The 20649-nt window shown below is 36.7% G+C and carries 25 protein-coding genes and 2 pseudogenes; 21 read left to right on the forward strand and 6 right to left on the reverse strand.

Features of this window, described 5'->3' with window-relative positions; all coding sequences use genetic code 11:
• The first annotated feature begins 140 nt into the window (after positions 1–140).
• The 10 genes and pseudogenes from AC0IWE_RS06375 to AC0IWE_RS06420 all read left to right on the forward strand — a co-directional run bounded on the left by AC0IWE_RS06375 (position 141) and on the right by AC0IWE_RS06420 (position 5457).
• Positions 141–662: a TonB-dependent receptor domain-containing protein gene (locus tag AC0IWE_RS06375; protein ID WP_471792826.1), complete on the forward strand. Its 522-nt coding sequence runs from the start codon at positions 141–143 to the stop codon at positions 660–662.
• Between the two features lie 28 nt (positions 663–690).
• Positions 691–1194: a TonB-dependent receptor domain-containing protein gene (locus tag AC0IWE_RS06380; protein ID WP_471792827.1), complete on the forward strand. Its 504-nt coding sequence runs from the start codon at positions 691–693 to the stop codon at positions 1192–1194.
• A 40-nt stretch (positions 1195–1234) separates the two neighbouring features.
• Entirely contained in the window at positions 1235–1825 is a 591-nt protein-coding gene (locus tag AC0IWE_RS06385) for a DUF6580 family putative transport protein (RefSeq protein WP_055913755.1), read from the forward strand.
• Positions 1826–2024: 199 nt separating this feature from the next.
• Positions 2025–2771, forward strand: coding sequence for a TroA family protein (locus tag AC0IWE_RS06390; protein WP_471792421.1), 747 nt, complete (start codon positions 2025–2027; stop codon positions 2769–2771).
• A 46-nt stretch (positions 2772–2817) separates the two neighbouring features.
• Positions 2818–2967 carry a hypothetical protein gene (locus AC0IWE_RS06395; protein ID WP_471792422.1) on the forward strand — a complete coding sequence of 50 codons (150 nt, stop codon included), beginning with the start codon at positions 2818–2820 and terminating at the stop codon, positions 2965–2967.
• 55 nt (positions 2968–3022) lie between these two features.
• Positions 3023–3679: pseudogene (locus tag AC0IWE_RS06400) on the forward strand (SIR2 family NAD-dependent protein deacylase).
• Complete coding sequence (locus AC0IWE_RS06405; protein WP_471792423.1) at positions 3669–4394, forward strand: Dph6-related ATP pyrophosphatase; 726 nt, start codon at positions 3669–3671, stop codon at positions 4392–4394. Before AC0IWE_RS06400 ends, AC0IWE_RS06405 begins: the two are co-directional and overlap by 11 nt.
• Positions 4395–4525: 131 nt before the next feature.
• On the forward strand, positions 4526–4798 hold the full coding sequence (locus AC0IWE_RS06410; RefSeq protein ID WP_471792424.1) for a hypothetical protein: 273 nt from the start codon (positions 4526–4528) through the stop codon (positions 4796–4798).
• 112 nt (positions 4799–4910) lie between these two features.
• Positions 4911–5027, forward strand: coding sequence for a glycine zipper domain-containing protein (locus tag AC0IWE_RS06415; RefSeq protein WP_431295389.1), 117 nt, complete (start codon positions 4911–4913; stop codon positions 5025–5027).
• A gap of 94 nt (positions 5028–5121) precedes the next feature.
• Positions 5122–5457, forward strand: a complete 336-nt coding sequence (locus AC0IWE_RS06420) for a Dabb family protein (protein ID WP_055913739.1) — start codon at positions 5122–5124, stop codon at positions 5455–5457.
• Positions 5458–6705: 1248 nt separating this feature from the next.
• Here the strand turns inward: AC0IWE_RS06420 and AC0IWE_RS06425 are convergent.
• Both AC0IWE_RS06425 and AC0IWE_RS06430 read right to left on the reverse strand, forming a co-directional pair.
• Positions 6706–6957 (reverse strand): hypothetical protein, encoded by a 252-nt coding sequence (locus AC0IWE_RS06425; protein WP_471792425.1) that lies wholly within the window; start codon positions 6955–6957, stop codon positions 6706–6708.
• Between the two features lie 21 nt (positions 6958–6978).
• Positions 6979–7668 (reverse strand): DUF3291 domain-containing protein, encoded by a 690-nt coding sequence (locus AC0IWE_RS06430; protein WP_471792426.1) that lies wholly within the window; start codon positions 7666–7668, stop codon positions 6979–6981.
• Positions 7669–7796: 128 nt separating this feature from the next.
• Here AC0IWE_RS06430 and AC0IWE_RS06435 point away from each other — a divergent pair, with 128 nt between their 5' ends.
• The 8 genes and pseudogenes from AC0IWE_RS06435 to AC0IWE_RS06470 all read left to right on the forward strand — a co-directional run bounded on the left by AC0IWE_RS06435 (position 7797) and on the right by AC0IWE_RS06470 (position 14067).
• Positions 7797–8276: a GAF domain-containing protein gene (locus tag AC0IWE_RS06435; RefSeq protein ID WP_471792427.1), complete on the forward strand. Its 480-nt coding sequence runs from the start codon at positions 7797–7799 to the stop codon at positions 8274–8276.
• A gap of 11 nt (positions 8277–8287) precedes the next feature.
• Positions 8288–8893: a DNA-3-methyladenine glycosylase gene (locus tag AC0IWE_RS06440; RefSeq protein ID WP_471792428.1), complete on the forward strand. Its 606-nt coding sequence runs from the start codon at positions 8288–8290 to the stop codon at positions 8891–8893.
• Between the two features lie 54 nt (positions 8894–8947).
• Positions 8948–9436 (forward strand): pyridoxamine 5'-phosphate oxidase family protein, encoded by a 489-nt coding sequence (locus AC0IWE_RS06445; RefSeq protein WP_471792429.1) that lies wholly within the window; start codon positions 8948–8950, stop codon positions 9434–9436.
• Positions 9437–9502: 66 nt separating this feature from the next.
• Positions 9503–10801 carry a kynureninase gene (gene kynU, locus AC0IWE_RS06450; protein WP_471792430.1) on the forward strand — a complete coding sequence of 433 codons (1299 nt, stop codon included), beginning with the start codon at positions 9503–9505 and terminating at the stop codon, positions 10799–10801.
• Between the two features lie 3 nt (positions 10802–10804).
• The gene (locus tag AC0IWE_RS06455; protein ID WP_471792431.1) at positions 10805–11665 is read left to right on the forward strand and encodes a bestrophin family protein; all 861 of its coding nucleotides are present in this window, start codon (positions 10805–10807) and stop codon (positions 11663–11665) included.
• Positions 11665–12567: a histone deacetylase family protein gene (locus AC0IWE_RS06460; protein WP_471792432.1), complete on the forward strand. Its 903-nt coding sequence runs from the start codon at positions 11665–11667 to the stop codon at positions 12565–12567. The genes AC0IWE_RS06455 and AC0IWE_RS06460 overlap by 1 nt, the downstream gene beginning before the upstream one ends.
• Positions 12568–12609: 42 nt before the next feature.
• Positions 12610–13294: pseudogene (locus tag AC0IWE_RS06465) on the forward strand (pseudouridine synthase).
• Positions 13295–13332: 38 nt separating this feature from the next.
• Positions 13333–14067, forward strand: a complete 735-nt coding sequence (locus AC0IWE_RS06470; RefSeq protein WP_463494970.1) for a hypothetical protein — start codon at positions 13333–13335, stop codon at positions 14065–14067.
• 199 nt (positions 14068–14266) lie between these two features.
• Here the strand turns inward: AC0IWE_RS06470 and AC0IWE_RS06475 are convergent, their stop codons facing one another.
• The 4 genes from AC0IWE_RS06475 to AC0IWE_RS06490 form a co-directional block, all read right to left on the reverse strand.
• Positions 14267–15628 carry an MATE family efflux transporter gene (locus AC0IWE_RS06475; protein WP_471792433.1) on the reverse strand — a complete coding sequence of 454 codons (1362 nt, stop codon included), beginning with the start codon at positions 15626–15628 and terminating at the stop codon, positions 14267–14269.
• A gap of 1105 nt (positions 15629–16733) precedes the next feature.
• Positions 16734–17375 (reverse strand): RNA-binding domain-containing protein, encoded by a 642-nt coding sequence (locus tag AC0IWE_RS06480; RefSeq protein ID WP_471792434.1) that lies wholly within the window; start codon positions 17373–17375, stop codon positions 16734–16736.
• Between the two features lie 9 nt (positions 17376–17384).
• The gene (locus tag AC0IWE_RS06485) at positions 17385–17576 is read right to left on the reverse strand and encodes a hypothetical protein (RefSeq protein ID WP_471792435.1); all 192 of its coding nucleotides are present in this window, start codon (positions 17574–17576) and stop codon (positions 17385–17387) included.
• A complete protein-coding gene (locus AC0IWE_RS06490; RefSeq protein WP_471792436.1) occupies positions 17551–17871 on the reverse strand; it encodes a DUF4442 domain-containing protein in 321 nt (106 codons plus the stop codon). The genes AC0IWE_RS06485 and AC0IWE_RS06490 overlap by 26 nt, the downstream gene beginning before the upstream one ends.
• Positions 17872–18417: 546 nt before the next feature.
• On the opposite strand from AC0IWE_RS06490, the gene AC0IWE_RS06495 reads away from it, so the two are divergent.
• The 3 genes from AC0IWE_RS06495 (at position 18418) to hemF (ending at position 20649) form a co-directional block, all read left to right on the forward strand.
• Positions 18418–19347 carry an MFS transporter gene (locus AC0IWE_RS06495; protein WP_471792437.1) on the forward strand — a complete coding sequence of 310 codons (930 nt, stop codon included), beginning with the start codon at positions 18418–18420 and terminating at the stop codon, positions 19345–19347.
• Positions 19348–19379: 32 nt separating this feature from the next.
• Positions 19380–19652, forward strand: a complete 273-nt coding sequence (locus AC0IWE_RS06500) for a hypothetical protein (RefSeq protein WP_471792438.1) — start codon at positions 19380–19382, stop codon at positions 19650–19652.
• An 82-nt stretch (positions 19653–19734) separates the two neighbouring features.
• Complete coding sequence (hemF, locus tag AC0IWE_RS06505; RefSeq protein WP_471792439.1) at positions 19735–20649, forward strand: oxygen-dependent coproporphyrinogen oxidase; 915 nt, start codon at positions 19735–19737, stop codon at positions 20647–20649.

Here is a 20649-nt window from a genome sequence, read left to right on the forward strand (position 1 = left end):
ATGTCCTGTACTTCGTTCGGTTGTATGCAGAGCCGATATTAACCAGGTCTACCTCACTAACACCACTGGTTTTCGCATTTATCGTGAAACGCTTTCGCGTTTTTCATGCACTTTAAGAAACCGATGCAAACAACTATTCTATCCTTAAAAACTTTGCCGCAGGTACAAATGCCAGGTACGAATTTGCTACAGGTAAAGTAACATTAAATTATAGTTTTGAAAGTACAAGAAACGATGCACATAGTCAGTTTTCGAGCCTTAATGAAGGAAGGGTATCATTGTTGGATTTATTTTACAACCAAAAAATAAACAATAAACTCGATTTATTAGTAGGGATTGATAACCGCGTGATGAAATTATCATCAGCAGCAAACAAGCCCGAAACTAATATTTTTGCCGCATACGGATCATTATTTTTACATGATTTAAGTGTTTTTAATCTTGAAATTGGCGGACGTTACAATAAACACAAACAATATGGCGAAAACTATACCTACTCAATTACCCCAAGCATTAATATTATTAAAGAGATAAAATTATTCGGAACAGTTTCAACTGCATTTAAAGTACCTACACTAAATATGCTTTTTGGTCAGTTTGGAGCCAACCTTGATTTAAAGCCGGAGAAATCACAAAATTACGAGGCAGGAGTTAACTTTTAGTTTTGCTGATGATCAGTTTAGCTTACGCCTGGCAGGTTACAAACGCGATTTAACGGATGCGATTCTTTATGCTTTTCCAAATGGATACATCAATCAGGTGAGTCAGAAAACCAAAGGTTTTGAAGTAGAACCAGCAGCTAAATTTAGTGTATTTACAATTAACGGTTATTACGCATATGTAGAAGGTAATGAGTTTAACTTTGTAGATAATGCTGTTGCCAACTATCTTTTCCGCAGACCAAAGCATACTTTTGGTATTACTGCAGGTGCACAGGCCACCAGCAACTTATTTGTGAGTGCCAACTTCCGTTACTTTGGTAAACGTAAAGATGGAAATTTTGTAACCTATACCGTTGATGATTTAGCGGGTTACAAGCTATTTAATGCTTACGCAGAATATGCATTGGCTAAAAAACGAGTGAAGTTATTTTTTGATGCGAAGAACATTCTTAACGAAAAATATAACGAAATTATTGGCTACAATAGTTTAGGTTTCAACTTTAATACCGGTGTAATTTTTAATATACACTAATAAGAATTAACTTTGCACTATAAATATTAACCAAAATAAAATGTCTCATTTAAAATTTAATCCACGCACCTTAATTTTGCTGTTGATGATATTGGCCATAACGGCATTCCGTTTATTGGTAACGTTCAATTCAGATGAATTAAAATTTGCTAATTTTTCATCAATAGGAGCTGTAGCTTTATTTGGAGGAGCCTATTTTAAAGATAATTTAAAAGCATTTGCCTTTCCTTTATTAAGCTTATTCTTAAGTGATTTTATTTTATCGGCCACTATATTCAGCAAATACAGCAGTGGTTTTCTTTATGAAGGCTGGTATTGGACTTATCTTGCCTTTGCCTTAATGGTGTTGGTAGGTAGAACAATGTTAAAAAATGTTACTGTTGTAAATCTGCTGGCCTCAACCCTGGTTATTGTTTTTATCCACTGGATTGTAAGCGATATCGGTGTTTGGTATAACAATCCTGCATATACGCAAGATGTAGCTGGTTTTTGGGCATGTTTGGTAAAGGCAATTCCTTTCGAAATCAGATTCCTTGAAGGAACAGTTATTTATGGCGCATTGCTTTTCGGTGCTTTTGAAGTGCTAAAGGCAAAGTACCCGGTATTGAAATTACAAACACAAGAATTGTAGAAATATTCAATATTTGGTATAACTAAATATTAAAAAACAACATAGAAATCCTCTTTTGATTCGATTCAAAAGAGGATTTTTTTTAACTTAGAACTTTCGTCGCGCTCTTCTGAACAATCCGGATCAGCATTTTATAAAGACTATAGGTTTCTGATCCTGATGTTAAACAAAAACAGGATAACGCAAAAAAAATATTGATATGAAAGTTGTTTCCTTCTTACCTGCCGCTACAAAAATGATCTACGATATGGGTCTGCAGGAATATTTGCATGGCGTAACATTCGAATGCCCTAAAGAGGCTGCAGATCAGCCAAAGGTAGTACGTTGCATACTCGAAGGTAAAAACTATTCGAGTATCGAGATCGATCGGATATTTTCAGCTTCAAAAGCACAGGGTAAAAGCTTGTATTGGGTTGATGACGAATTACTGGAAAGCATTGCACCTGATGTTGTATTTACACAGGATATCTGCGAGGTATGTAATATTGATACCGTTTGTACAGAAACGGCTGTAATGAAGCTCAGTAAGCAGCCTACACTGGTACCATTATCACCCAACAACCTAAAAGATGTTTTCGAATGTGCCATAACCATTGCCAAAGCACTTGGTAAAGAAGAAGTAGCATTAAAATACCTTGCAGGCCTGCAAAATAAAACCGATTACATATTAGATCAGCTTAGGGCCAACCGCGCACCTTTAAAAAGAATTATGCTGATGGAATGGATTGAACCGATTTATAATTGCGGCCATTGGATTCCATTTCAGATTGCTGCAGCCGGTGGGGTAGATATGCTTTCCAATCCGCAGGAGACTCTATCGTTACCCAATGGGATAAAGTCAGTAAGATACAACCCGGAAGTTTTGGTAATTGCCCCTTGCGGTTTCGATCAGATCAGGAGTTTGGAAGAAATGCAATTGTTGACTTTCGAAAGCTGGCTGGGATAATCTTGAAGCTGTAAAAAACAAGCAGGTATACATTGCAGATTTTGATATGTTTACTCAACCGAGCGTAGGCACATTGGTAGAAGGTATTGAAGCACTTGCATGCATGTTTCACCCCGAAATTTTTAAGGCGGACAAACACCTATCCAAAAAATTCATCAATTACAATCAATCAGTTAAAACACTAAAAACAGTGTAACCATATAAAGCACAGCAATCACATTTATGAAATTAGTTGTTTTAACAGGACAGGGATCAGTGCTGAAAGTGGGTTAAAAACTTTTAGGGATGCTGATGGCCTTTGGGAAGGTTATAATGTATACGATGTGGCTACGCCAGAAGCCTGGGAAAGAAACCCAATACTCGTTCAGCAGTTTTATAATGAAAGGAGGAGTCAGGTTTTAGCGGCAAAACCCAATCATGCACATTATCTGCTGGCTGAACTGGAAAAAGATTTTGATGTTGAAATTATTACTCAAAATATTGATGATTTGCACGAAAGGGCAGGTTGAACCAAAGTTACCCACCTTCATGGCGTAATTACCAAATCGCAATCCGATATCAAATCAGAATTAGTATATCCTATTGAGGGAGCTGAAATTAAAATGGGCGAACTGTGCGAACTTGGTTCGCAGCTAAGGCCCCATGTAATTTGGTTCGGCGAAGCCGTTCCGATGATCGAAGTAGCAGCCAAGCTTTGCAAACAGGCCGATATATTTGTAATTATAGGTACTTCATTGGCCGTTTATCCGGCAGCAGGCCTGATAGATTTTGTACCTTCTGTTATAGATAAATACATCATTGATCCGAAAACACCAGATGTAAAACGTTATAAAAACGTAATTAATATCGAAAAAAACGCAGTAGAAGGCGTTGCAGAACTAAAAGATATCTTATCAGATGCCAGGTAAAAAGATTTGCATTTTTAACTGGAGCGGAGGTAAAGACAGTACTTTGGCACTTCATTATGCCCTGCAAGATCCAACTATAGAAATCCGTTACCTCATTACAACGGTTACCGAAAAATACAACAGGGTTTCCATGCACGGTGTTAGAGAAGCCCTGCTGATTAAACAGGCTGAAAGTATTGGTATTCCGTTGTACCAGATCCGCTTGGGCGAAATGCCCGATATGGAAACCTACGATAATACAATGAAGCATCACCTTACTAAGTTTAAAGATGAAGGCATTACGCATTCCATTTTTGGCGATATTTTTCTGGAAGATTTACGTACATACCGTGAAAATAAATTGGCAGAAATAGGAATGACCGCAATTTTCCCTTTGTGGCAAAAAAATACAAAACAATTATGTGTAGAATTCTTAAACCTGAGCTATAAAACCATCATTGTTTGCACCCAGCAAAATCTCGAAAAGTATTGTGGAAAAGTAATCAGCCTAGATTTAATTAATCAATTGCCCGCCGATATTGACCCCTGCGGAGAAAACGGAGAATTTCATACTTTCGCCTTTGAGGGACCAATTTTCAGGAATAAAATCGCTTTTACCATAGGTGAGAAGGTATTTAGGACTTATAATACACCAGCAAAAAAAGAAGAAAATGAAGATTCACCATGCTCAACCACAGCACTTTCCGGCTTTTGGTATATCGACCTTGAGGAATAATTTTCCATTTTCAAAACATTTTGGCATCATTTTTTCTTTAGTACAAGTAATTAACTAAATCACACATCCAATTGAAACCTGTTTAGCGAGGTTAGGTAGCTGAACAAGTGTCATTTAAAAAATTAAAAGTTATGAAAAAGATATTGGTAGTAATCGCATTAAGTTCTTCAGTTTTATTTGCTTGTAACAACAAAGCAAAGGAAGAAGCTGCATTAAAGCAACAACAGGCCGAAAAGGAATTAGCAGTTAAAGCAGTAAAAGACAGTTTAAGGTTAGATAGCTTTAAAAAAGCAGAAGTAGCTAAAGTAGAACAAGAAAAAGAAGCTAAGCATCAGGCAGAATTAGCAGCAGCAAGAAGAGGCAGGTGCAAATTCATCAAGATCTTATGCAAGTTCAGGTGGTAGCTCAAGTGCTGCATATGGTGGTACACAACCAACAGCTAAGAAAAAAGGATGGAGCGATGCAGCTAAAGGTGCTGTAATTGGTGGTGTTGGTGGTGCCGTTGGTGGTGCATTAATTGATAAGAAAAAAGGTAGAGGTGCTATTATAGGTGGATTAGTTGGAGCTGGTGGCGGTTATTTAATCGGTAGAGGTGAAGACAGAAAATCTGGTAGGGTACAACCTAAAAACTAATCTTTTTTAAAAGATATTAAAAGTCCTGATTTACATCAGGACTTTTTTTATGCCTAATAAAAAATGATTAATATATTTAAAGAAAAAAAAACGCATGACAGAAATCCCTACCATTGATAAAGGCCAGATCCAACACTTCGTAATGTTCTGGCTAAAACCTCAACTCACTAAAACTGAAATTGCAGATTTCGCCAATTTCTTCGAAAGTTTGAAACCAATTAAATACATTAAAACCATAAGTTACGGCTTGGCAGCCAATACACCTGTACGCCCGGTTACCGATAACTCATTTACCTATTCACTTACCATAACCTTTGCCAATATTGCAGATCATAATGCCTATCAGGAAGATAAAACACATTTAGATGCTGTAGAGAAGTTCTCTAAAAACTGGTATAGAGTGGTGGTGCACGATACTGTGATTTCTTAATCTTTTTAACCACAGATGCGCACAGATAAACACAGATTTATTTATGCGCATTTTTTGTATTATAAATTTGAATTACAGTTTGTGAAACCATCAATTAAATCCTTCATTTCGACCGTAGCGGAGAATTCCTTCAACTAAACTCAATTACCTTTTAAGAATAATATAATATCGATAAATCCGTCATTTCGACCGTAGCGGAGAAATCTTTGGCCTATACCTAAATATTTAAATTTTAATTCGATCTAATCGTCATTTCGATCCTAGTAGATAAATCCTTGACCTATATTGAAAGTATAAGATCGTAATAGAGAAATCTTTGAACTATACTAAACTATATATTCTCAATCTCTATTTAAGAAAATTTTAATTCGTCATTTCGACAGTAGTGGAAAACCCTTGAACTACAACAAACTATTTATTCTCAATCACTATTTGAGAAAATTTTATTTCGATCGAACCGTCATTTCGACCGTAGCGGAGAAATCCTTAAACTAAACTCAATTACCATTAAGAAATATTTAGGAGCGATCGAACCGTTATTCGACCGAAGCGGAGAAATCTTGATCTATACCTCAACTTCCCTTAAAAAAAAAATTAATTCGATCGAACCGTCATTTCGACTGAAACGGAGAAATCTTTGACATATACCTAAATATTTAAATTTTATTTCGATCGAATCGTCATTTCGACAGTAGTGGAGAAATCCTTGAACTACAAAAAACTATTTATTCTCAATCACAATTTGAGAAAATTTTATTTCGATCGAACCGTCATTTCGATCGTAGTGGAGAAATCCTTAAACCAAACTCAATTACCACTAAGAAAATATTTGAGCGATCGAAACGTCATTTCGACCGAAGCGGAGAAATCCTTAAACTACACTAAACTATTTATTCTCAATCACTATTTGAGAAAATTTTATTTCGATGGAACCGTCATTCAACCGTAGCGGAGAAATCTTAATTGGCCAAAAATCTTTCAAAATTAGTTTGAAGACTGAAATACAAATAAAACTTACCATTCAAGTCAAAACCCCAAAACTTCCCATTTATTTGGCAAAAAAGCCTTAGAAAATTATATTCTGTTAGATAACATAATGACCATAATATCAATCAGTTAAATTCTTTCAATTAAACAAATTTAGACTTTAGAAGTCAAAGAATACCATAGAGTAAGGCTAAAATTCAGAATTTAATTCTGAAACAGCACAAAATCCGCTATAAATCAGTAACTTACACACTAAATCCATTAGTAATGATGCCTATTGTAGGCAGCAGTAAAATCAGCACGCATGAGTTTAAACTTAGCAACTACTGTTTGTATAAACGCTTCGTCAATAATTTCGAAAACATCATTAACGCCCCCTCCACTCAAGTCTAGTTCGGCCAGTTTATAACTTTGCTCAAAAGTACCCTGCTCAAACTTGATGATGAATTTCTGGTTCATTGAAAAAATGGTAATCTTACATTCCGGGTGCGGAAGCTCTGCTACTACTCTCATTGTATTATGATTTAATTTTTTTTATATATCGATAGAAACCCCGTTTAATGTTCCCCAACTATCTACAATAGCAAAACGGGCAAACAATTCTTCTTTGTACCATTGGCGTTCCCTGGTGAGTTTAATCACATCAGAGTGATCAAATGATTTGTAAGCATAATTTTTCATGCTATCTTCATCTGTCCAGATGGAAAATGTAGCCTGATCAAAAAATGGGTTTTCACCAACTCCGGCAGAAAGCACGAATCCCGGAGCATTTCTCATCGCATTTGCTGCACGTTTTATGTTTTGCCTAAACTCTTTTAACTTATTAAATTTAATGGCAGCACGGGTAATCACTGCTATTTTACCCTGATGCTGGCTTTTATTTTTCGAAATAGTAAATGGCTGTTTACCTGACCATAAGCCATGACTAGCTAAAGGATCTAATAACATGGTAAAATGCTCTATTCCAAAAAACCTGAACCACTTCACTACAAAAGAATTACGGTAAAAATGATCGCAATCAGCTCTATTGTCCCAGGTAGTGAGTACCGCCCAATGTTTATAATCTGGCGCAAGATCAACCTGGGCATCTTTTCCACTCCCCATTAATTTCCAAAATCTACATGTTTTTGTCAGCCATAAAGGCAACCTTAAAACAGCCATGCCGATAAATGCAAAGGGAATGGCTAAGCGATGAAATTTCGTGATGGTTAAGGCTACAATCATTAATTGAATTGATAAGGCTCAAAACTAATAATTTTAAAAATAGATTGTCGTTCAAATTTTCGTCATTAAATCACCTTTAAGCATGCATTTTGCAAATCATGATTAACTTTGACTTAAACGCATTAAATATGGCAGAAGATTTAACCATTACCCGGAACACATCAAAAGAAGAACAATACCAGTCCATCATCCCTCAAATTGAAGCACTGCTGTATGGCGAAACAGATTTTATTGCAAACCTGGCAAATGTTGCTGCTGCGCTAAAAGAACAATTTAATTGGTTTTGGGTAGGCTTTTACCTGGTAAAACATGATGAACTTGTATTGGGTCCGTTTCAAGGTCCGGTGGCTTGTACACGCATTAAAAAAGGAAAAGGTGTATGCGGAACTTCGTGGGCGCAGGCAGCAACCATTATTGTGCCTGATGTTGATGCGTTTCCCGGACATATTGCCTGCGCATCTGCTTCTAAATCAGAAATTGTTTTGCCACTCATTGTAAACTGTGAAGTTATTGGCGTTTTAGATGTGGATAGTGAAGTGCTAAATAAATTCGATGATACCGATAAAGCTTATATAGAGCAAGTTATATCAATTATATTAAACAGATAGTTAATATTATTTTGAAGTTAAACCCTGAATATTACCACAATGAAGATGTTGTTGGCTTGGCCAAGGATCTGCTCGGAAAGGTATTGTACACTAAAATAGATGATGAAATAACTGCCGGAATTATTGTAGAAACCGAAGCTTATTTTGGAATACAAGATAAAGCATCTCATGCTTATGGTGGCCGACGCACAAACCGCACTGAAACCATGTACAGCAAGGGCGGAATTGCTTATGTATACCTTTGCTATGGCATGCACAACCTTTTCAACATTGTAAGTTCAAAGGAAAATGATCCCCACGCAGTACTTATTAGAGGAATTGAACCTTTAATTGGCATAGCTATTATTGAGGAAAGAAGGAATATGCCGTACACAAAAGGTGCTATTTCTGCCGGGCCCGGCTCAGCTGCAAAAGCGTTGGGAATTGACAGGAAATTTAATACAAAAGACCTTAATGGGGATGAGATATGGATAGAAGACCATGCCATAAAATATAAAGAAGAGGATATCGTTGCAAGCCCACGCGTTGGAATTGCATATGCCAAAGAACACGCTTTGCTGCCATGGCGGTTTTATGTTAAAGGTAATAAATATGTAAGTAAACCAAATAAGGCTTAATTTACAGAAACATTTTTGCGCACTTCCTGTTGTCTTTATAAAACTAAAATAAAGATGAAAAACGAGAAAAACATAGCAATCCTTAAAGAAATGGCCGAAAGTGTAAGAACATGTATGTTTACCACATTTTCTTCATCAGATGAATTGGGTAGCAGACCAATGGGAACTGCAAAAATTGAAGACGATGGCAGTTTGTGGTTTTACACAAATGAATATTCGCCTAAATCAAAAGAAATTTCAAAAGAAAATAACGTGCTGTTGGCTTACAGCGATCCATCGAATAATACATACCTTACTGTTAAAGGAAAAGCAGAGCTTGTTGATGATCAGGTTAGGAAAGAAGCATATTTCTCTCCATTTGTTAAAGCATGGTTTCCTGATGGGGTTGAAGACCCCAGGTTAATCCTGATAAAAGTTACACCAGAAGAGGCCGAATACTGGGATGCTTCATCTTCAAAAATTGTGGTATTATTCAGTATGTTAAAAGCAGTTGTAACCGGCGATACGCCAGATTTAGGCAAACACGATACAATTAAATTTTAATAATCATTAAATAAATAGAAAAGCAGGATTGGGAACAATGCCTGCTTTTTTTGTAGTTTTGAGCCAATGAATTTCGAAAATAACTTATCATTCGCGCAAACACTTGATGAAGCTGATCAGCTCCGTCATTTCAGGTCTCAATTTATATTTCCAAAGCATAACAATAAAGATTTTATTTACCTGTGTGGCAATTCTTTAGGGCTACAACCTAAAGTTGCAGCTGATGTTTTAAAAGGGCAGCTTGATAACTGGGCCAACTATGCCGTAGAAGGCTGGTTTGATGGAAATGAGCCATGGATGTTCTACCATAAGGAATTAAAAAAATTAATGGCACCTATTGTGGGTGCATTACCGGCTGAAGTTTGCCCAATGAATACCTTAACGGTAAATCTTCACCTGTTGATGGTAAGCTTTTATCAACCAAAAGGAAAACGTTTTAAAATTATTATGGAGGGGGGCGCGTTCCCTTCAGATCAGTATGCGATAGAAAGCCAAGTAAGATTTCATGGTTTTGACCCAAAAGAAGCGATTATAGAGGTTTTCCCTAAGGAAGGCGAAGAAATACTCCATACTGATGACATTTTAGCTAAAATCAAAGAAAATGCCGATGATATAGCTCTAGTGCTATTTGGCGGAATAAATTATTATACGGGCCAGTGGTACGACATGAAAACCATTACCAAAGCCGGGCATGAAATAGGTGCCATTGTAGGGTGGGATTTAGCACATGCGGCTGGAAATGTACCAGTGAAATTGCACGATTGGGATGTAGATTTTGCATGCTGGTGTTCGTACAAATACCAAAATTCAGGTCCGGGGGGCATAAGTGGTATCTTTGTTCATGAAAAGCATTTTAACAATAACAATTTAAATCGCTTTGCAGGATGGTGGGGCTACCAGGAGAACAAACGCTTTAAGATGGAAAAAGGCTTTATTCCTGAACCTGGGGCAGATGGTTGGCAAGTGAGCTGCACGCAGGTAATGCCCATGGCTTTATACCATGCCTCACTTCAACTCTTTGAACAAGCTGGATTTATTGAGCCCTTAAGAATCAAAAGTATAACTTTAACCAACTACCTTGAATTCATTATTAATGAAGTAAATAAAACATTAGGAATTACGCAGTATAAAATCATTACCCCGAAAACACCAGAAGATCGGGGTGCCCAACTTTCAATTATCGCACAGCAAGAAGGTAAACAAATTTTCGATGGCCTGATGGCAAATCATGTACTTGGCGACTGGCGCGAGCCAAATGTAATCCGTTTAAGTGCCGTGCCTTTATATAATTCATTTGAAGATGTTTTTCTGGCTGGCCAAGCACTGTTGAAAGTCAGTTTAGATATTTTAAAAATAAAACTTTAAAGAATGATCAACTACAACCCTAAAGACTGGAGTACATTCATTTTTCATATTCACAAAAGCGATACGTTCAGAAAATTATGGCCATTGATGCTTGCTGTAGCTATTTTTTCGGGCTTGGTTGCTTTTGCCGAATTGAGTTTTTTTCAACTTTCCAAAAGCAGCTATGTAACCAATGTTGGAATGATGCATAGTTTATTGGGCTTCGTGTTGTCATTGCTACTTGTTTTTAGAACCAATACAGCTTACGATAGATGGTGGGAAGGCAGAAAGTTGCTCGGATCTTTAACCAATGTAAGCCGTAACCTTGCAATGAAGATTAAGGCACTTAAATTAACAGATGAGGATGTTAAATTTTTCGAATATGGTATTCCTAAATATGCTTTCGGTTTAAAAGAGCACCTGCGTGAAAAAGTATATTTCGGAAAAAACAGTCTTTTAATCGAAGTTGAAGAAGGAAAACATATCCCAAACCAAATTGCCGGAAGCCTGATTAACAAACTATATGGTTTATTGGAAAAGGGTGCAATTTCACAAGAACAATTCATCGTGCTATCAAGCGATTTTAACCAGTTTACGGATATTTGCGGTGCTTGTGAACGGATTAAAAATACACCAATTCCATTTTCGTACAGTGCTTTCATCAAAAAATTTATTTTCATTTATGTCGTTACGCTACCATTTGGATGGGTGTTCAGTTTAGGCTATTTCGTTATACCGATTGTTCCCTTTATTCTCTATGTATTAGCAAGTTTGGAGCTGATAGCTGAAGAAATAGAAAACCCATTCGGCTACGATGCAAACGATCTTCCAGTGGATCAGATCTGCACGAATATTGAAAAACATGTAGGAGAGATTTTGGGCTGATGATTAAAATTGCCTGGCATCCGTTATATTCACATCCGCTACCTGAAGGCCATCGTTTCCCAATGTTGAAATACGAATTGATACCTGAACAGCTTTTGCATGAAGGTACGATAGATGAGCAAAATTTATTCAGCTCTGAGCCAGTTACGGAAGATATCATTCTATTGACGCATCAAAAAGCCTATTGGGAGCAGTTAAGAGACTTGACGCTTTCAGCAAAAGATCAAAGAAGGATCGGTTTCCCTCTGAATGCGCAATTATTGGAACGGGAATTAAGGATTACACAAGGTACAATTGATGCTGCACATTATGCAATAAACAATGGGATTGCCTTTAATGTGGCTGGAGGTACACATCATGCGGGTAGCGATTGGGGCGAAGGTTTCTGCATGTTAAATGATCAGGCAATAGCAGCTAACTATTTATTAAATAAAGGTTTATCAAGTCGGATCTTAATCATAGATTTAGATGTACACCAGGGAAATGGAACAGCAGAAATTTTTCAATCAGAGCCTAAAGTATTTACTTTTTCGATGCATGGAGATAAAAATTTTCCTTTTAGGAAAGAAATTTCCAGTCTCGACGTTGCTTTAAACGATGGTGTGCAGGATGATGAATACCTTGCCATTTTGAAAGTAAACCTCAAAAAAGCTTTTGAACGTGCCAAACCAGATTTTGTGTTTTATTTATCAGGAGTGGATGTTCTTTCTACAGATAAGTTGGGTAAGCTCGCATTAAGCAAGGCTGCCTGTAAAGAACGCGACAGGTTAGTTTTACAAGCATGTAAGGATAAAAATTTGCCGGTTGAGGTAAGCATGGGCGGTGGTTATTCTACAGAAATTAAGGATATTGTAGATGCACATTGCAACACCTATCGCCTGGCTTTTGATTTATTTACTTAGGCAATGACGCAAAAACCATAATATCCTTATCTTCGCGGCAATATGTTGGAGATTATTTATCAGGATGAGCATTTAATTGCGATTAACAAACCTCATGGATTGTTGGTGCATCAATCACCAATTGCCAGAGATGCAACAGAATTTGCCCTTCAGTTGTTAAGAGATCAGGTTGGTAAACATGTAGAGTCCGGTTCATCGTCTTGACAGAAAGACTAGCGGAATATTGTTATTTGCTTTCGATAAGTCATCTGAAATTGCTATGCATCAGCAATTTATGAATACTGAAACAAATAAAAAATACTTAGCTATTTTACGCGGTTTCGCACCTGATGCTATGGATATCGATTATCCTCTTGCAAAAGAAAATGGCACCATGCAGGATGCTTTCACTTCATTTATTACCCTACAACGAGCAGAAATCCCAGTAGCTTTTGGCAAACATTCAACCTCAAGGTATTCATTAATAGAAGCCACACCAAAAACCGGCAGGATGCACCAATTAAGAAGGCATTTTAGTCATATTCTGCATCCAATTATAGGCGACAGGACACATGGCTGCAACAAGCAGAATAAATTTTTTAAAGATCAGTGGGAAATGACCACCATGTTGTTGCACGCATCTGAATTGGAATTTGCGCATCCGGTTACCAAAGAAAGAATCCATTTAAAAGCCGCTATACACGACGAATTTAAGCGGGTAGTGGATTTCATGAAAATGGATTACTAACACAATTTTTACCTTCAAAATCTGTTTATATAACATCTATGATTAAATACCTACGTTTTACACTTCCAGTTTTAGCGCTTTTTGCAGCAAGTTGTTCTTCAGTTTATATGCCAAACGTTCCAAATACACCAATGTTAAGCAAACAAGGTGAATTTAGTGGTGGTGCACACATCTCTTTAAAAGGCAATGCCAGTGTTAATGGCGCTTATGCCGTTTCCGATCATATTGGTGTGCTTTTTAGTGGCTCAAGAATGAACAGTGAAAGGAAAAGTAAAGATTTCGGACACAAACTAATTGAGATTGGTGGCGGATATTTCGACACTTTTGGTCCGGATAACAATCGGATTATTGAAGTTTATGCAGGTGTAGGAAAAGGATGGAGCGACATTACCTTCCGCGATTATAAAAATGATGTACTGATTAGCAGCGAATTACAGGAAGTAGATTACAGAAAAACATTTTTACAGGTAAACTACAGCTCGAAAAAGAAAAACAACCTTCGTTTATTTGGCACAGATTTCCCGATCAATTATGGTACTGCACTCAGAATTAGCCATGTTAAAATGGATAGGTTCTTTTTAAATGGCGTTGTTCAGCCAAAAGAAGATAATATTTTCTTTGAGCCAGTTTTCTTTACCCGCATGGCGCTGAGTAAAACCTTTCAATTACAATATACTACGAGTAGCAATATCGGTTTGAAAAACCGCAAATACATGTCTGCAGGAAATTCGATCTTCACTATTGGTGTTGTGGTTAATGTTGGTGGGAAGTAATAGCTGCTGTCATACTGCATGTTATAAAGAGACGATGAGTAAAGGCTTTTTCTATAGACCATCACATACAGATTGGAAAGAACTATCATCTTTCCCGCGCAGGAGAAAATCTTAAAGTTTATTGCATTACGAATCATGTTGGGAATGACAATCACTCGATAATGATCACCGCTTAAAAACTCATTTGTTATTAAACAAATTAAAGATCAACCTTCAGTGCCCTAGTCTTGTTCTGAAACCTTAAAAACAATAGGATAGAAGCTGTTAACAAACCCAGGGTTAATCCGTACCAAATGCCATTAACACCTAAATCAAACTTAAATCCGAGTATATATCCGATAGGAATTCCTACTACCCAGTAAGCCAGAAATGTTATAAAAGTAGGAATATTTACATCACCAATACCACGCAGTACACCTAAACCTACCACTTGGGTACCATCAAACAATTGAAAAAAGCCAGCAATAATTAATAACTGCGCTGCTATTGGAATAACGGCAGCATCTTCTGTATAAATGAATGGCATAATATTGTTTGCTAAAACAAAAATTACCGCTGTACAGCACATAAACAATAAAATAACATGATAACTGGCAATTGCAGATTTACGTAAATCATCAAAATTTTTCTTTCCAAAGTTATTACCTGTTTTAATGGTAGCGGCCGATGCCACCCCACTGGCAATCATATAAGTCATAGCGGCTAAACTAATGGCTATTTGATGGGCAGCCTGCTCTACAGCACCGATTGTGCCAATTAATACTGCTGCACCACTAAAAGCACTTATTTCAAAAGAATACTGCATTGCAACAGGCATTCCGATTTTTGCAATTTTGATGGCCCTTAGCCTATCAATAAACGTAGCTTTAAAACTGATGAGGTATTTTTTAAAATGCTTCGAGCGTAATACATAAAAACACATTACTGTAGCCATTAAAACCCTGTCGATTAATGTACTCAACCCTACGCCGCTAACCCCCATAGATTTAATGCCGAACATTCCTTTTACGAAAATAATTCCCAGGATAATGTTGAGCGCATTCCCCCAGATGGAAACGAACATGGCTTGTTTGGTAAAGCCTAATCCTTCTGCAAACTGTTTAAAAGTCTGAAAAATCAACAATGGGATAATTGAAATAGATAAAAGATTTAAGTAGGGTTTTGCGTAACGTACAACTTCTGGTGTTTGATCAAGGCGATCGATCACGAAAAATATACCCAATTGAACCAAAATATACAGAAATATGCCTACACACACATTAATGATTAAACTGTTGGATAAAAGTTTTCCGCATTCATCATAGTTCTGCCGTCCATTTTCTTGTGCGATAAGCGGTGTTAATCCATAGGAGATACCCAGCCCGATTACTAAAATGAGCATGAAAATACTGTTAACCAACGATACAGCTGCCAATTGAATGGTATCAGTGAAATGACCTACAATAATGCTATCGGCCATGTGTACCAGCGTATGGCCAACCTGAGACCCTACAATTGGCAAGGCCAAATGAAGGTTTTCTTTATAATAAGGTTTATACTTGGTGTAAATTTTAGAAAACATAAGATTGCAAAGGTCGCGTTTTTAATGTTGAAATTGCAGCAATGTAGAAAAGTTAATGTAGAAGGGGTGGAGTTCCATTCTTAGTTTTCAAAGTATACGTCTTGCTGAATTTATTTCAGCATCTATTGTCACAGAACAAATCAATTTAAAGATCCTGAAACGAGTTCAGGAAGACGATTATTATGTCTTCCATTCTTAGTTATCAAAGTAGACGTCTTGCTGAATTTATTTCAGCATCTATTCAACAGAACAAATCAATTTGAAGATCCTGAAACGAGTTCAGGAAGACGATTATATCTTCCATTCTTAGTTTTCAAAGTATGCGTCTTGCTGAATTTATTTCAGCATCTCTTTTAACAAATCAATTTAAAAATCCTGAAACGAGTTCAGGAAGACGATTATATCTTCCATTCTTAATTTTCCAATTATTCGTCTTGCTGAATTTATTTCAGCATCTATTTCAATAAATCGATTTAAAGATCCTGAAACAAGTTCAGGAAGACAATTATTATATCTTCCATTCTCTTCAGGAAGACGATTATACCTTCAATTCTTAGTTTTCCAAGTACGCGTCTTTGCTGAATTTATTTCAGCATCTATTTCAACAAATCAATTTAAAGACCCTGAAACGAGTAATGGAAGACGATTATTATATCTTCCATTCTTAGTTGTCCAAGTATGCGTCTTGCTGAATTTATTTCAGCATCTATTTCAAAAGAACAAATCGATTTAAAGATCCTGAAACGAGTTCAGGATGACGATTATTATGTCTTCTATTCTTAGTTTTCCAAGTATGCATCTTTCTGAATTTATTTCAGCATCTATTTCAACAAATCAATTTAAAGATCCTGAAACGAGTTCAGGAAGACGATTATATTTTCCATTCTTAGTTATCAAAGTAGGCGTCTTGCTGAATTTATTTCAGCATCTATTTCAAAAGAACAAATCGATTTAAAGATCATGAAACGAGTTCAGGAAGACGATTATGCTAAAAAATTTTATTATTGAAGATCCTGAAACGAGTTCAGGAAGACGATTTTGCTGAAAGAAATTTTGTTAATGAAGATCCTGAAACAAGTTCAGGAAGACGATTTATAAAAATATTTTAGTAAATATTTACCTTACAGCAGTAAAATATTCCCTCTTTTTCTGAGGTGTGCGATTTGATCACATTGGTCAGAATTAAATTAACCAATACTTTTTGTGCCTTTCGGTAAGAACTTCGTAACAGCTTACTAAATTCTTTTAAAGTGATTTTTTGATTCTGTTCCAGGTATTCGAGTAGTTTTTTCTCATTTTCTGAATAAGAAATCAGTACACCATTGCTTTTATATTCCTGTTTAAGCACTTCAATAATAATTCTACTGGCCAAAACACTTTTATCATCAATACGGATATAAGCCCACCACTTTTTCTGGTCATCAAGCGCGTAATGAGGCTTTGTATCGCTTTCAGGAATATTTACAACAAGCACCAATTTATCATCTACATAAATTTCTTCAAAATAAGGCTCTATAGCTGGCTTGCAAAACTGGTGTGCAGAAGTTAAGATCATGTATTTTTCTTCTTCTTCTGATTTTACACCTTTTATAGATCCATCATCGGCCACACCAATTAATAATTTACCACCCTTATTATTGGCAAAGGCCACTAAACTTTTCGCTATTTTTTCGGTACTGGTAATGGTTTTCTTAAAATCGAGCATCACACCTTCGCCCTGCAAAATTAAACTCTTAATACTCGGCATAATCTAAAATTAGTAAGCAACTCTGGGCGCTTCGCCCTGATGTAAGTTTCGGATATATACTTCATTCATTACAGTGGCGCAAAGCTCACCGTTTTTATTGGTAATTTCCATTGGATAAGCTTTTACAAATTTTCCAACGGTTTTTAATGCGTGTTCTGCTTCGTTCAACATCTCATCACTTACAGTGATGGTAAAATACAAAGTGAAAGCGGCCCGGCTTTAAATATTGTATAGAAGCACTTTTTAGCCAAACACGGACTTTAAAACCCCGCCTTTGCATCAACTGATCGAATAATAGGGCGTAAAAAGGATCAGTTGCGGCATAAATAGTTCCACCAAAAATAGATCCGTTATAATTCTTATTTAAAAAACTTTTACTCAGCTTAACTGTGCAGCTTCTAAATTCATTTTCAAATTTCTGAACCCAAATGCGCTGAAAAAACAATGGAGGGTAAAGGCGCATTACCCATTTCAGGGTATTTTGAGAAATAATCATACTTACTAATATCAGAAAGTTTTGCCACCTTTTAAAGTTTTAAACCGCTTGATTTGGTAATATTTTGGTAATTAAGCGTTGAATGTTATTATAGCTGGCATTCACCTTCGCGAACTTATTAACGAGTGATATTGAATTAAAATAGTCAACAAGAAGTAAAAAAATTAAAACCAAATGATTGCATTGTTGTTTGGTTGATAGATAACAATAAAAAACTATGAAAAAAATAATCTTAAGTCTTGCTTTCGCGGGTTCTCTTATGATAGCCACTTCAGCATGCAATTCGTCAAAAAATATGGCTGGTTCTTCAGGACAGTACAATGACGGATTCTACAAAAGTAATGGACAGCACAAAGACGATGACTGACACAGCATCGAAAAAAATGCCTGATACCACAACAAAAATGCCACCTGATACTACTAAAAAAAATCCTCCAATGTAGGATGATAAAAGCCACTCCAGAAATAGAGTGGCTTTTATTTTTATAAAATCTATTTCAAATATTTGGGTTATTGTGTACTTTCAGCCTTTAAACCAAATATTAAATGGATTCTCAAGCCAAAACCAACAACCGTAATGTCATTTTCTTAGTCATTGTAGCCGCTCTGGGTTACTTCGTCGACATTTACGACCTCGTTTTATTCTCTGTTGTACGTTTAAAAAGCTTTACAGATATCGGTGTTTCCGCAGAACACATGCGTACTGAAGGCGAATATGTAATCAACATGCAAATGTTCGGATTATTGATCGGAGGATTAATATGGGGCATTATTGGCGATAAATTTGGAAGAATTAAAGTGCTGTTTGGTTCAATTTTAATGTATTCTGTTGCTAATATTGCCAATGGTTTCGCAACTGATGTTCATACTTACGCCATTATCAGACTTATAGCTGGTATTGGCCTTGCGGGGGAGCTAGGTGCTGGAATTACACTGGTTACCGAAACTATGGATAAAGAAAAACGTGGTTACGGAACAATGGTTGTTGCGGGGATTGGCTTATTAGGCGCAGCAGCAGCAGCTACAATAGGCAAACATTTCACCTGGCAAACTTCTTATTTTGTGGAAGGGGGCATGGGCCTTTTATTATTGCTTTTGCGTGTAGGCACCTTCGAATCGGGCATGTTTAAACACGCCGAACAAAGTACTAAAGTTTCTAAAGGCAATTTTTTTATGCTTTTTTCTGATCGGATACGGTTTTTAAAATATCTGGCCTGTATTTGCTTAGGTCTTCCACTTTGGTTTATAGTAGGCATTTTAGTAACCCAATCACCAGAAATTGGAAAAGCACTGGGGGCGAAAGATTTACTTAATGCAGGTACGGGTATTATGTATACCTATTTCGGAATTGCCATTGGCGATGTGGTTTGTGGCTTTTTAGCACAGGTACTTAAAATCAAGAAAAAAAACGGTATTAATTTTCCAAAGTCTCTCTGTGGTTACCGTTATTATATACCTTACCAGGCACAGGTTTAACTGAAAGCACATTTATCTTAATTTGCTTGTTTATGGGATTTGCCGTTGGCTATTGGGCAACTTTTGTAACCATCGCTGCTGAGCAGTTTGGCACAAATATCCGTTCTACCGTAACCACAACAGCTCCAAACTTTGTACGCGGGGCCTTAATTCCAATCACATTCGTATTCGAATTTTTTGTTCACCATTACAGTATAGTCTCAGCCGCATTTATCGTGATGGGTATTGTAACAGTTATTGCTATGATTTCAGTTTCTTATTTGAAAGAAAGCTTTAATAAAGATCTCAATTATTTAGAAGAATAATTTGATCGGCCATAACCAATGTCAATAAAATGTACTATCTAAACATAAATCAATATAGCTGCTTTAATAGCCTTAAATTTGTATGGAAATAGAAGGAGCCATCATGTTCAAAGAAGAAGTAGCAGCGCGTTATAAGCAAATACAGGATGAAATTTGCAGGGGATTGGAAATTGCCGACGGCAAGGGAAAATTTGAAGAGGAACTTTGGGAGCGAACCGGTGGGGGAGGCGGCCGTACGCGGATTATGCAAAAAGGAGCAATTATTGAAAAAGGTGGTGTAAATTTTTCTGCCGTTTATGGTAAACTGCCCGAATCAGTAAAAAAAGCTTTTAATGTTACTGAAGATGATTTTTTTGCAACTGGAGTTTCGATTGTAATTCATCCGAATCATCCATTGGTTCCGATTATTCACATGAACATCCGCTATTTCGAATTGAATGAACAAACACGTTGGTTTGGTGGTGGAATAGATCTAACGCCGCATTATGTATTTGAAAATGATGCCCGCTTTTTTCACCATAAACTAAAGCTAGCTTGCGACGATTTCAGCACTGATTTTTATCCTAAATTTAAAACGCAAGCCGACGATTATTTCTTTATTAAACACCGTGAAGAAACCCGTGGAATTGGTGGGATTTTTTACGACCGACTAAGACCAGAAAATACCAACCTAAGCTGGGAACAGATTTTAGATTTCTCTGCAAATATTGGTGAAACATTTCTACCTATTTATACAGAACTGATTGACCGGAACCGTGATAAAGAATTTACCGAGGCACAGAAAGAATGGCAATATCAACGCCGTAGCCGTTATGTAGAGTTTAATTTAGTTTACGATTCGGGGACCAAATTCGGATTAGAAACCAACGGCCGGATAGAATCTATTTTAATGAGCTTACCGCCACAAGCCAACTGGGGCTATAATGTTCAGCCTGAGATCAATTCTGATGAATATAAAACCCAGCAACTGCTAAAAAAAGGAATTAACTGGATTTAG

The organism is Pedobacter sp. AC402 (assembly GCF_979252805.1).

What these genes read in the sequence shown, in the direction of transcription:
- AC0IWE_RS06460 (WP_471792432.1), top strand. Translation starts at nt 11,665, where the DNA reads ATGATTAAAATTGCCTGGCATCCGTTATATTCACATCCGCTACCTGAA.
- AC0IWE_RS06435 (WP_471792427.1), top strand. Translation starts at nt 7,797, where the DNA reads ATGGCAGAAGATTTAACCATTACCCGGAACACATCAAAAGAAGAACAA.
- AC0IWE_RS06395 (WP_471792422.1), top strand. Translation starts at nt 2,818, where the DNA reads ATGTTTACTCAACCGAGCGTAGGCACATTGGTAGAAGGTATTGAAGCA.
- AC0IWE_RS06455 (WP_471792431.1), top strand. Translation starts at nt 10,805, where the DNA reads ATGATCAACTACAACCCTAAAGACTGGAGTACATTCATTTTTCATATT.
- AC0IWE_RS06490 (WP_471792436.1), bottom strand. Translation starts at nt 17,871, where the DNA reads ATGATTATTTCTCAAAATACCCTGAAATGGGTAATGCGCCTTTACCCT.
- AC0IWE_RS06480 (WP_471792434.1), bottom strand. Translation starts at nt 17,375, where the DNA reads ATGCCGAGTATTAAGAGTTTAATTTTGCAGGGCGAAGGTGTGATGCTC.
- AC0IWE_RS06445 (WP_471792429.1), top strand. Translation starts at nt 8,948, where the DNA reads ATGAAAAACGAGAAAAACATAGCAATCCTTAAAGAAATGGCCGAAAGT.
- AC0IWE_RS06390 (WP_471792421.1), top strand. Translation starts at nt 2,025, where the DNA reads ATGAAAGTTGTTTCCTTCTTACCTGCCGCTACAAAAATGATCTACGAT.
- AC0IWE_RS06385 (WP_055913755.1), top strand. Translation starts at nt 1,235, where the DNA reads ATGTCTCATTTAAAATTTAATCCACGCACCTTAATTTTGCTGTTGATG.
- AC0IWE_RS06425 (WP_471792425.1), bottom strand. Translation starts at nt 6,957, where the DNA reads ATGAGAGTAGTAGCAGAGCTTCCGCACCCGGAATGTAAGATTACCATT.
- AC0IWE_RS06410 (WP_471792424.1), top strand. Translation starts at nt 4,526, where the DNA reads ATGAAAAAGATATTGGTAGTAATCGCATTAAGTTCTTCAGTTTTATTT.
- AC0IWE_RS06430 (WP_471792426.1), bottom strand. Translation starts at nt 7,668, where the DNA reads ATGATTGTAGCCTTAACCATCACGAAATTTCATCGCTTAGCCATTCCC.
- AC0IWE_RS06470 (WP_463494970.1), top strand. Translation starts at nt 13,333, where the DNA reads ATGATTAAATACCTACGTTTTACACTTCCAGTTTTAGCGCTTTTTGCA.
- AC0IWE_RS06495 (WP_471792437.1), top strand. Translation starts at nt 18,418, where the DNA reads ATGGATTCTCAAGCCAAAACCAACAACCGTAATGTCATTTTCTTAGTC.
- AC0IWE_RS06420 (WP_055913739.1), top strand. Translation starts at nt 5,122, where the DNA reads ATGACAGAAATCCCTACCATTGATAAAGGCCAGATCCAACACTTCGTA.
- AC0IWE_RS06405 (WP_471792423.1), top strand. Translation starts at nt 3,669, where the DNA reads ATGCCAGGTAAAAAGATTTGCATTTTTAACTGGAGCGGAGGTAAAGAC.
- AC0IWE_RS06500 (WP_471792438.1), top strand. Translation starts at nt 19,380, where the DNA reads ATGGGATTTGCCGTTGGCTATTGGGCAACTTTTGTAACCATCGCTGCT.
- AC0IWE_RS06475 (WP_471792433.1), bottom strand. Translation starts at nt 15,628, where the DNA reads ATGTTTTCTAAAATTTACACCAAGTATAAACCTTATTATAAAGAAAAC.
- kynU (WP_471792430.1), top strand. Translation starts at nt 9,503, where the DNA reads ATGAATTTCGAAAATAACTTATCATTCGCGCAAACACTTGATGAAGCT.
- hemF (WP_471792439.1), top strand. Translation starts at nt 19,735, where the DNA reads ATGGAAATAGAAGGAGCCATCATGTTCAAAGAAGAAGTAGCAGCGCGT.